An 11,037-nucleotide genomic window follows, 5' to 3' on the forward strand; every position below is an offset into this window, starting at 1 on the left:
CACGCCCTGCACGACCGCGGTCCGGAGGCTGCCGGGCGGGTGCCGGGGGCGGAGCCGGAGGCCGCCCGATCCCGCGCGCCGGCCCGCCGAGGGGCGTCCGCTCGTCCACGGACGACCCGCCCACCGCACCGCCGAGCGCCTCCCGGAAGGGCGTCACACAGTTTTCACATGACGGCCATCCAGCGGCCGCGCGCCGCATTGACACTGTGTCAAGCAAGTCCGGAGCCGCCTGCTCCGCATACGTACAGTCAACGACTGAATGACATTGTGGACGCCGCGTGCACAAGCCCGGCCCAGGCGGCGAACGGACTTTCACTCCAATCACACGGTATGACTAATATCGCTTCGTCAAAAATCCCACGCCCCGGACGGCCCGCCCCTCACCGGCCGGCCGCCAGCCTCAAGGAGTCAGCTCTGCGCGCGCGTGCGAATCGGCGGCCCCCGACGCCGAAGGGCCCCCGCAGGCGTCCACGCCTGTCCCTGCGGACGGCGCTGCTCGTCCTGGCCGTCGTCCCCAGCATCGCCCTGGTCGCCCTCTGGGCCGTGACCAGCGGTGAGACCGTCTCCGACTTCCAGCGGCTGGCCGACCAGGCCACCATCGCGCAGAAGGCCGGCCAGCCGTCCAACATCGTCTACTACAACCTCCAGGAGGAGCGCCGGCTCAGTGCCGAGGCGCTCGCCCGGCCCGGCTCCAACGCCGACCAGCTGCGTCACCAGCGGCAGCTGACCGACGACGCGGTACGCCAGTTCCAGACCCTCTCCGGGGCGACCGCCGACAACGCCCCCGCCGAGATCCGCGCGGCCGTCATCGAGGCCCGCCAGGCCATGGGCAAGCTGGCCGAGCAGCGTTCCGCCGTCGACCGCGGCACCACCGACCAGCAGAGCGTCTTCGCCTACTACACCGACCTGATCAGCGTCGACCTGCGGCTGTTCACCGCGCTCAGCCGGGTCGACACCGGCGAGGTCGCCTGGCTGTCCAAGACCCTGGTCAACGCCTTCTGGGTCAAGGAGATGCTCTCCCGCGAGGACGCCATCCTGGCCCGCGGCTGGCCCACCGGGCGGCTGTCCGCCACCGACTACCAGCAGGTCCAGCAGCTGATCGGCACGCAGGACCACCTGCTCAACGTCCAGGTCATCCCGTACATCCCGGACTCCGAGGCACCGGCCTGGCACGAGCTGGTCAACAGCCCGTCCTGGCAGGCCAAGGCCGCCGTCGAGCAGGCCCTGCTCAAGCCCACCGCGGCCGACGCCGGCGGCACGGTCAAGGTCCCGGCGACGCAGGACCAGTGGCGCCAGGCCATCGACGGGCTCAACCCGCCGCTGGTCAAGGCACTGGAGGACCGCACCAACGGCATCATCGAGGTCGCCAAGACCGCCATCATCGGCATGCTCACCCGCGTGGTGCTGACCACCGCCATCGGCCTGGTCACGGTCATCGCGGTCGTCATCGCCTCCTGGCGCCTGAGCCGGTCGCTGCGCCGCCGCATCAAGGATCTGCACACCCAGGCCGAGGACATGCAGCGCACCCTGCCCGAGGTGGTCGACCGCCTCGGCCGCGGCGAGCAGGTGGACGTCGAGGCCGAGAGCCACAGCATCACGGCCGGCCCGCACGGCAACGGCACCGACGAGCTGGCCCGCCTCGGCCAGGCGCTCAACCTCGCCCGCTCCGCCGCCCTGAAGGCCGCCGTGGGCCAGGCCGAGCAGCACCGCGGCTTCGAGCGGCTGCTCCAGCGCATCGCCCGCCGCACCCAGCTGCTGATCGGCCGCCAGCTGCGCAAGCTGGACGAGCTGGAGCGCCGGCACGACGACCCGGAGGTCCTGGAGGGCCTCTTCGACCTCGACCACCTCACCGCCCGCCTGCGCCGCTACGAGGAGAACCTCGTCATCATGGCCGGCGGCCAGCCGCAGCGGCGCTGGCGCAAGCCCGTCCCGCTGCTGGACGTGCTGCGCGCCGCGCAGGGCGAGGTGCAGGACTACCGCCGGATCTCGATCGACATCGAGGGCCACCCGTGGCTCTCCGAACGGGCCGTCGGCCCGGTGGCACACGTGCTCGCCGAGCTGATGGAGAACGCCACCACCTTCTCCAAGCCGCCCACGCCGGTCGAGGTGCGCGCCGCCGTGGTCGGCCGCGGGCTCGCGATCGAGATCGAGGACCGCGGCCTCGGCATGGACCCGGAGCAGTACGACACCGCCAACGAGCTGATGAGCCGGCCCCCGCGCACCGACGTGCTGGCCCGGGCCGACGACATCCGCCTCGGCTTCCACGTGGTCTCCCGGCTGGCCGCCCTGCACGGGCTGAGGATCGAGTTCCGCCCGTCCGCCTTCGGCGGCACCCGGGCGGTCGTGCTCGTCCCGGACGAGCTGGTCCTCGACGGCGACGCCGGGCTGCCGGACGGCGCCGGCGGCACGGCCACCGAGCCGATCCCGCTGGTGCGCCGCTCGCGCCGGGCCGTGCGCTCGGCCTCCGACGAGACGCCCGCCCCGGTGCCGGCCGGCCCGCCGGTCGCGCCGGTGGACTCCTTCACCCGGGGCGACTTCGCCCCGCAGGCGGCTCCGGTGCCGCTGCCGCTGCCCCCGACTGGTGCCGAGGAGGAGACGGAGCCGGAGACCACGCTCCAGGAGGTCCCGCTGCCGCAGGCGCCGTTCCCGCCGGCGGCCGTCCAGCAACCGCCGCTGCCCCCGGACGCTCAGGCGGCCCTCCCGGCGCCGCAGTTCGAGGCGGAGCAGCCGTTCCGGGCCGAGCAGGCGTACCCGTCCGCGCAGCCCTTCGGCGCGGAGCCGTCGTACGGCACTGAACCGTCCGTCGGCTCGGAGCCGTCATACGGGGCGGAGCAGCCGATCCCGGCCGCCCAGCCGCCCTCCCAGTCGGAGCAGCCGATCGAGCACAGCTCCCCGGCCGACCCGGCCCCCACCCAGGGCGCCCCGGTCTACCCGGACATCGCCTACGCCCGGGTCACCGAGGCCGAGGCCCCGTACGCCGACGAGCAGTACCGCCCGGCCGACCACTACCGGCTGGCCGAGCGGCGGCAGCGCCGCGAGTACCGGACCTCGGTGCCGTTCAGTCCGGCCGAGAGCGGCCAGCCCCCGCTGCCGCAGCGCGTCCGGCAGGCCAGCCTGGCGGCCGAACTGCGGGTGCCCCCGCCCACCCAGCCGCAGTGGGTCGAGCGGCCCGCCGAGAACGCCGCGCCCGCGGGCCCGTTCCAGCGCACCGACTGCCCGGTGCGGCGCTCGGGTGCGGCGATCGGCGCCTTCCAGCGCCAGTCCCGCGCCGCCCGGGCCCAGGACAGCGGCGAGCACCTGCTGCCCGCCACCCCGCCCGCCCCCTCCCCCACACCCGCCCCGTCCCCCTGGGCCCTTCCGACCGCGGATTCCCGAACCACACGAACGGATGACCAGCAATGAACCGCACGATCGCCACCCACCAGGACCTGGACTGGCTGCTGGACGGACTCGTCGACTCGGTGCCCGGGACCAGGAACGCCGTCCTGCTCTCCGACGACGGTCTCGTGGTCAGCCACTCCCGCACCATCGAGCGGGCCGACGCCGAGCGCCTGGCCGCCGTCGCCACCGGCCAGCAGAGCCTGGCCCGGGGCGTCGGGCAGCTCTTCGACGGCGGACCGGTGCACCAGGTGATCGTCGAGCTCGCCGAGTGCTGGCTGTTCATCATCGCCGCCGCCCAGGGCACCCACCTGGCCGTGGTCGCCTCCCAGGAGGTCGACGCCGAGGTGATGTCCGTCGCGATGCACACCCTGGTGCAGCAGGTCGGCCAGAAGCTCACCACCCCCGTCCGCAACGAGGGCGCCCCCGGTGCCCCCGCCGCCCCGGCGTCCTTCGACGCCTTCGCCGCCCGGACCCGGGGCTGACGCAGGTGGAACCGTACGGGAACGACGCCTGGGGGGACGGCCGCGACGACGGCCGGCAGGCTGGTCCGCAGTCCGTCCCGGCCTCCGACCCTCAGTCCGATCCGCAGCCCGGCTGGGACGACCGCTGGCGGCGCGGCGCGGTGCCGCACTGGAGCGAGCTGGAGGAGGAGGACGCGGAGGACGAGACGGGCAGCATGGTGCGCCCGTACACGATCACCCGCGGCCGGACCGCGCCGGAGCGCGACGACCTCACCCTCATCACCGTGCTCACCACGGTCGAGGCGGAGGCCGACGCTGCCCTGGCGCGGGGCAGCCGCGCCGGTGCGCGCGGCCTCCAGCCCGAGCACCGGCTGATCCTCGAACGCTGCCGGCACCCCATCGCCGTCGCCGAGGTGTCGGCCGGCCTGGACCTCCCGGTCTCGGTCACCAAGATCCTGCTGGGCGACCTGGTCGCCCAGGGCCTGCTGAACGCCCGGGCCCCGCTCTCGGTGGCCCGGGCCGCCGGGGGCGTGGACCTCGGCCTGCTCACGGCCGTACGCGAAGGACTCCGGAGACTCTGAACATGGCAACACCCCACTGCGCCATCGACGACCCCGCCGCCGCCCCGGCCGCCGTCAAGATCCTGATCGCGGGCGGCTTCGGCGTGGGCAAGACCACCCTGGTCGGCTCGGTCAGCGAGGTCACCCCGCTGCGCACCGAGGAGTACCTGACCCGGGCCAGCGTCGGCGTCGACGACCTGGCCGGCGTCGACCAGAAGACCACCACCACCGTCGCGCTCGACTTCGGCCGGATCACGGTCAGCCCCGAGCTGGTCGTCTACCTGTTCGGCACGCCCGGCCAGGAACGCTTCTGGTTCATGTGGAACGACCTGGTCAACGGCGCTCTCGGCGGGATCGTCATCGCCGACACCCGCCGGCTGGACACCAGCTTCGCCTCCATCGACTTCTTCGAGAGCCGGGGCATCCCGTTCGTGGTCGCGATCAACTGCTTCCACAACACCAACACCCGCACCCCCGACGAGATCCGGGCCGCGCTCGACCTCGACCCGCAGGTGCCGATGCTGCTCGGCGACGTGCGCGAGCGTGCCTTCGGACGGGACCTGCTGCTCGCCCTCGTCGACCACCTGATGGACCTCGCCGCCAGGCCCGCCGGCTGACCCTCCGATCCCCGGCCGGCCGCCATCCGCACTCGTGAACTTCCTCCCGGAGCACTCCTCATGACCACACCCCTGCGCGTCCTCGTCCACGGCGGCGGCATCGGCGGCCTCACCCTCGCCACCGCCCTCGCCGGACGCGGCCACCACGTCGACGTCGCCGAGCTGCGCGAGCAGTTGGAGGCGCTCGGCGTCGGCATCATCCAGCCGTCCAACGCCCTGCACGTGATGCGCGAGATCGGCGTCCTGGACGACTGCCTGTCCGCCGGCTTCGAGTGGGAGGTGCTGACCATCTGCGACCCGGCCGGCGCCACCCTCGCGACCATCCCGCAGCCCCGGATGGGCGACGCCCCCTCCAACAACGGCATCCCGCGCCCGGCGCTGGCCCGCGTCCTCGCCGACGCCGCCGTCAGGGCGGGCGCCACGGTCCGTTTCGGCACCACCATCGACACCCTGACCGAGGACGCCGACGGCGTCCGGGTCGCCCTCACCGACGGGCACAGCGCCCGCTACGACCTGGTCGTCGGCTTCGACGGCATCGGCTCGCCGCTGCGCCGCCACCTGTACGGCGAGAAGTACGCCCCCGAGTACACCGGCTTCGCCAACTGGCGTGTCACGCTGCCGCGTTCGCCCGAGGTGCAGGGCGTGGTGATGTCCTCCGGCAACCTTGAGGCCAAGGCGCTGCTCACCCCGGTCAGCACGGAGCAGATGTACCTGGGCTCGGTCTTCGCCGAGGCCGAGGACTTCCGCCCGGACCCGGAGCACGCCCACGAGCAGCTGCGCGAGCGGCTGGCCGGATTCGGCGGCCCGATCGCCGAGGCGTTGGCGCAGATCACCGACCCGGCCGCCGTGGTCTACTCGCGGATCTCCCAGGTCACCGTCGAGGAGCCCTGGCACGTCGGCCGGATCGTCCTGGCCGGCGACGCCGCCCACGCCTCCACCCCGCACCTGGCCCAGGGCGCCGCGATGGCCGTCGAGGACGCCCTCGTGCTCGCCCAGAGCCTGGACGCGGCCGACACCGTCCCGGCCGCCCTCGCCGCCTGGGAGGAGCGCCGTCGCCCGCGCGCCATGTGGGTCCAGGCCCTGTCCCGCGCCATCCTCAAGCAGGAGACCGGCACCGCGACCACGCCGGAGGAGGACGAGCTCCTCAAGGTCGGCATCCCGGGGGCGGCGCACGTCCTCGTGCAGCCGTACTGACGGCTGCGGTTCGGCCTCCGGCAGGCTCGGCGGGGCGCTTCGGCGCGCCCCTGGGCCTGCCGGCGAGGTGGTTCACCAGCGGCCGGCCAACTGCAGGATCCGGCACCCGAGCCATCCCGGCAGGACCATCGCGAGGGCCAGCCCCACACTCACCAGGTCCGCCCTCCTCGTGGCGAGTTGCGCGCGCCAGGCCATCGTCCGCGGCCGCCTCCCGGTGGCTGCCAGAGCCGTGTGGATGGTGCGGGCCAGGTGCACCGTGGGCGTGTGCAGGTGGGAGATGCCCGACCGGGCCATCCACGCCGCCGGCCCCCTGCGCTCCTTCACCGGGAACACCCGAGGGGTCCAGTGGCCGTCGAAGGCGATGACGGCTCCGATCCGGTACCCGCCCGTGACCATCTCCCTGGGCAGCAGCGGGGTCGGGAGGCTCTCGTTCACCTGACGGGCCAGCTCCGGAAGGCCGCCCGGGGCCAGCAGGATCAGCTTCGCGGGGGGCTGGGTGGCCCGCGCCTCCCCGATCTCCCACCGCAGCCCTTCCCCCCGCCCGAGGCGCAGGACGATGAGCTGGGACAGGTCCATCAACCGGCGCACCGTGCCCTGCCAGTCGTCGAGCGGGAGGTAGAACCGGGCCGCACCCAGGCGTGGCAGGTCCTCCCCCGGCCGTCCCACCGCGATCACGGGACCGACGGCGCCCAGCGCGGCGGCGAACTGCACCTCCCGCGCGTGGAGGTCGGTCCCCGACCTGCCGCCCTCCCGGGCGGCGACCTCGTCGTCGTCGAAGCTGCGCAGGTAGAGCACGGGTCTGCGGCCGTCCCGCAGCAGGACCTGGGCAGCTCCGCGAGCCGCGTACGGACGGGTGCGGCGCAGGACCAGGAGGCCGGTCCCCGCAGCCGCCACACCGCCGGCCAGCAGCAGGAGCGACACCTCCGGGGAGAGGTCGTCGCCGCGCTCCGACAGGGCGACGGCGACGGCGAGGGCGCCGCCTGCGGACAGCACCCGGCCGGCGGCGCCGGCGGCCCGAACGGCTCGCCTCCGGCGCGGCTGCCGCAAGCCGTACCGGTCGACGAGCCCGACGATCTCGGCCACCCCCGACCGGCGGCGATGCCGCAACCACAGGGCGGGCCCGAGCAGCGCCAGGGCGATCGCCCCGCACCACGACGCCCCCGCCGCGCTCCCGCGCACCTGCCGGCCCATGCCCACGTTGACCAGCAGGTGCAGCGCCACATAGGCCGCCGTGACCGCGATCGCCGTGATCCACCGGGCGAACATCCGTAGCCGGGACGACACGTCAACCCACCCCCGAGCCTTCGCGCAGCTGCTTGAGCAGGACCCTTCAAACCGATACCGCACCCGACGGGCCGTCATGCGTGTGCGATCGGTAACGGTTTGGAGGCGCGCTCCCCGGCCGCGCGCTCCTGTGCCCGCACCCCGCCCTGCCGGCCTGCCTGCCGCTCGCGCTCGGCGAACGGCACTTCGAACCCACCGGGCACGAGGGCTCGTACGGGTCAGCCCGCCGAACGAGCCGGCGTCGGACGGGTTGACGCCCCCGGCCCGCTGATCTGCTCGCGGCGGTCCCACACCGCCTTGGAGATGCGGGCGAGCAGGCGGGCCGCCGGGTCGGTGCGGTCCGTGCCGTCGGCGAGCGGGCCGGTGTAGCAGACGGCGATCAGATAGGGCGGGCAGTCGGCCGCCTGGACGAGGCCGACGCTGAGCCGGGTACCGGGGATCCAGCCGTTCTTGAAGGCGATCCGGGTGTTGGAGGGGAGGCCGGCGGCCAGGTCCACCCGGAACTCGTTGCATTCGAGGAGGGCGAGGAGTTCGGGCTCCTCGGCGAGCGAGCGCAACAGCCGGACCAGGTCACGGGCGCTCACCCGGTTGTGCACGCCCCGGGCGCGCGCCGCGTGGTCCTCGATCCCGCGCGGCGTGGAGCTGCGCGTGGCTCCGGCGCGGCGCCACACCTCGGTGACGGCCTGCCGAGTCGTGCGGGCCAGGCAGATGTTGGTGGCCAGGTTGGAGGAGTGGGTGATCATCCGCTCGGCGAGCAGCCGGAGGGGCACGTGGGTGCCGAGCAGCTCCCAGGGCAGCGGATCGCCGTCCCGGTCCGGGTCGTTGCCGAACTCACCACCCACGACGGACTCGAAGCGGTTCACCACCGGCACCTCGGCATCGAGGTTCACCCCGCTGCGGCAGAGCGCGGCGAGCACGGCCACCTTCATCGTGCTGGCGGCGTCGTGAAGTTCGTCCGGGTTGCGGGCGAACACCGGCTCCGCTTGTCCTGCCCAGGGGGCCACCACCACAGAGAGCATGGAGGAAGGGTAGGGGAGGCCGAGGCCGGACCTCGACGGTTGCGGCGCGCGACACGAGCACTCTGCTGCCGTGGCGGTCCGTCAGCCGCCCGGCAGGGGCAGGGGCTTGCGCCGCAGCCACTGGCCGGCCGGCCGTCGCGGCTGCCGTACGACGATGCGGCCGTGCCTCTTCCTGCCGACCAGTTCCACGCGCAGCGTGATCGGCGCATCGAGGTCCGGAGCCCGGTGGTTCCTGACCCTGCTGAACTCCAGCGCCAGGGCGTCGGTATCGACCACGATGCCCGGCCCGGTGATCAGCGTCAGGGTCTTGCCCTCCATGTCCAGGTCGATCCGCAAGGTGTCATGCGTGATCACCGCCTGGGTGAAGTCGAGTGTCACCTCGCACCACTCCGCGAAGAGCTCCAGCCGGCGCGGCACCACCCAGCGCCCCTCCCGCCTGACCGGACTCCACCGCTGGTCGATCCGGAGGACGTCCTTGACCTCCGCCACCACCCCGCCGGCCGAGACCGACACCGCCGGCAGGTCGGCGGTGAGACCGGCCAGCTCGCCGACCGTCCGCGCCGACAGGGCGGCCTCCACGCGCTGGTCCAGTTCGTCCGAGGTCAGGCGGCCGTCGCCCGCCGCGACCCGCAGCACCTCGACCACCCGGTCCCGGTCCGCGTGGGAGGCCCGCATCTCGGGTTCCGAGCTGCGGCCGGAGTGCTTCCCGGCGGGTGACATCTCTCCCGGCATACTTCCCGTCCTGAGCTTGACGAAGGTCTTCCCGCGATGGGTCGGCGACGCGGACAGGAACTCACGATATATCGCGATAGGGGTTCCCGCCAGACCCGAGGGGAGTCCTCCACCGCCTGCGGTGCGGGGGCGCGGCTACGGCTGCCCGGGGAGCCCGCCTCCGGCCGACAGCGCCCGGACGGCCTGGGCGATGTCGGTGCGCAGCCCGTCGAGGGTGTGGTCGGGGCCGAGGATCATGCGGCGGAGCTGGGGCATGGCGAGGCTCCAGCCGACCAGGCCGAGCGTGAGGAAGAGTCGCGCACGGGGGTCGCCGGCGCCGTCCGCGGACTGCGCCGCCCGGAGCTTGTCCTGGTAGTGGCGGGTGCGGGCCTCTTCGCCGGGGACGGGCTGGTCGCCGAGTTCGAGGGCTTCCCACATGAGCAGCCGCAGGGCCTCGGGGTGGGCGCGGTGGTAGTCGAAGAGGTGCTCGGCGTAGGCGGACAGGTCCTCGTCGCCGGGCGGGACGGCCCGGGCGAGGTCGGCCATGAGGCGTTCGAGAACGGCGGCGAAGAGCCTGCTCTTGTCACCGAAGTAGTCGTAGATCGCCCGCTTGTTGGCCTGGGCCTGGGCGGCGATGCGGTCCACCCGGGCGCCGGCGACGCCGTACGCGGCGAATTCGGTGACTGCCGCCGCAAGGATCCGCTCTTTGGTTGCCGTCGAGTCGTACGCCATGGACCGATGGTAACGAACCGGTTCGTTTGACGATCCCGCGACGGTCTGCCACGCTCGCACGGAGCATTCGAACCATCTAGTTCGTTCGGTTGGAGTTGTGATGCCCCGGATCGATCCACCTGCCCCGCCGGAGCCCGCCCCGCCCGCGTCCGCCCCGCCGGCACCAGCGCCCGAGCCCGCACCGCCGGAGCCGGAACCCACCGCACCGGGCGGACGGCTGCCGCTGGTGATGGCCCTGGCCTGCGGCGTCAGCGTGGCGAACGTCTACTTCCCGCAGGCCGTCACCCCGCTCGTCGCCGACGGCTTCGGCATCGCACCGGGCATGGCGGCGAGCGTCGCCACGGTCACCCAACTCGGCTACGCCACAGGGATCTTCCTGCTGGTCCCGCTCGGCGACCGGCTTCCCCGCCGCCCGCTGATCACCGTGCTGCTGGCCGTGACGGGCTGCGCGCTGCTGGCCGCCGGGCTCGCCCCGGCCACCGGTCCGCTGGTCGCGGCCGGCGCGGTGGTCGGCCTGGCCACGGTGGTCCCCCAGCTGCTCCTCCCGCTGGCCGCGGGCCTGGTCGCGCCCGACCGGCGCGGCGCCGTGATCGGAACCCTCCAGGGCGGCCTGATCGGCGGCATCCTGCTGGCCCGCACCTTCGGCGGCGTCCTGGGTGAGCAACTCGGCTGGCGCGCCCCGTACCTGGCCGCCGCCGCACTCACCGGGCTGCTCGCGCTCGTCCTCGGTCTGGCGCTGCCCAGCACCGCGCCGGCCGTCCGCGACCGGTACCCGGCCCTGCTCGCCGACACCGTCCGGATGCTGCGCACCGAGCCGGGCCTGCGCCGCTCCGCGCTCTGCCAGGCCGCCCTCTTCGGCGGTTTCAGCGCCGCCTGGACCGCGCTCGCCCTGCTGCTCACCGGCCCGCACTACCGGCTCGGCGCCCAGGCGGTGGGCCTGTTGGCGCTGATCGGGGCGGCGAGCATGTTCTGCGCCACGGCCGCCGGGCGCCGGGTCGACCGGCACGGCCCGGACCGGGTGAACCGCTGGTGCACCGGCGCCACCCTCGCCGCGGCCGCGGTGCTCACCGCGGGCAGC

At 74.0% G+C, this 11,037-nt stretch carries 10 protein-coding genes; 6 read left to right on the plus strand and 4 right to left on the minus strand.

What is annotated here, in order from left to right; all coding sequences use genetic code 11:
* Positions 1–543: 543 nt before the first annotated feature.
* From KS423_RS26275 to KS423_RS26295, 5 genes are read left to right on the plus strand one after another with little or no spacing between them, the layout of a single operon-like run.
* Positions 544–3,402, plus strand: a complete 2,859-nt coding sequence (locus tag KS423_RS26275) for a nitrate- and nitrite sensing domain-containing protein (protein WP_224282245.1) — start codon at positions 544–546, stop codon at positions 3,400–3,402.
* A complete protein-coding gene (locus KS423_RS26280) occupies positions 3,399–3,863 on the plus strand; it encodes a roadblock/LC7 domain-containing protein (protein ID WP_224282246.1) in 465 nt (154 codons plus the stop codon). Before KS423_RS26275 ends, KS423_RS26280 begins: the two co-directional genes overlap by 4 nt.
* A 5-nt stretch (positions 3,864–3,868) precedes the next feature.
* Positions 3,869–4,423 (plus strand): DUF742 domain-containing protein, encoded by a 555-nt coding sequence (locus KS423_RS26285; RefSeq protein WP_374120036.1) that lies wholly within the window; start codon positions 3,869–3,871, stop codon positions 4,421–4,423.
* A gap of 2 nt (positions 4,424–4,425) precedes the next feature.
* A complete protein-coding gene (locus KS423_RS26290; RefSeq protein WP_224282247.1) occupies positions 4,426–5,019 on the plus strand; it encodes an ATP/GTP-binding protein in 594 nt (197 codons plus the stop codon).
* A 60-nt stretch (positions 5,020–5,079) separates the two neighbouring features.
* Positions 5,080–6,213, plus strand: coding sequence for an FAD-dependent monooxygenase (locus KS423_RS26295; protein ID WP_224282248.1), 1,134 nt, complete (start codon positions 5,080–5,082; stop codon positions 6,211–6,213).
* A gap of 72 nt (positions 6,214–6,285) precedes the next feature.
* Here the strand turns inward: KS423_RS26295 and KS423_RS26300 are convergent, their stop codons facing one another.
* From KS423_RS26300 to KS423_RS26315, 4 genes are all read right to left on the minus strand, one after another.
* Positions 6,286–7,497, minus strand: coding sequence for a transferase (locus KS423_RS26300; protein ID WP_224282249.1), 1,212 nt, complete (start codon positions 7,495–7,497; stop codon positions 6,286–6,288).
* 218 nt (positions 7,498–7,715) lie between these two features.
* Positions 7,716–8,516: a serine hydrolase gene (locus tag KS423_RS26305; RefSeq protein WP_224282250.1), complete on the minus strand. Its 801-nt coding sequence runs from the start codon at positions 8,514–8,516 to the stop codon at positions 7,716–7,718.
* Between the two features lie 81 nt (positions 8,517–8,597).
* Complete coding sequence (locus tag KS423_RS26310; protein WP_224282251.1) at positions 8,598–9,236, minus strand: DUF1707 domain-containing protein; 639 nt, start codon at positions 9,234–9,236, stop codon at positions 8,598–8,600.
* Between the two features lie 147 nt (positions 9,237–9,383).
* On the minus strand, positions 9,384–9,959 hold the full coding sequence (locus KS423_RS26315) for a TetR family transcriptional regulator (protein ID WP_224282252.1): 576 nt from the start codon (positions 9,957–9,959) through the stop codon (positions 9,384–9,386).
* Positions 9,960–10,188: 229 nt separating this feature from the next.
* Between KS423_RS26315 and KS423_RS26320 the strand changes: the two genes are divergently transcribed.
* Positions 10,189–11,037: MFS transporter (locus KS423_RS26320; RefSeq protein ID WP_224282254.1), on the plus strand; the 849-nt coding region annotated here is incomplete at its 3' end.

This window comes from Streptomyces sp. LS1784 (genome assembly GCF_020103755.1).
Classification (GTDB): Bacteria; Actinomycetota; Actinomycetes; order Streptomycetales; family Streptomycetaceae; genus Kitasatospora.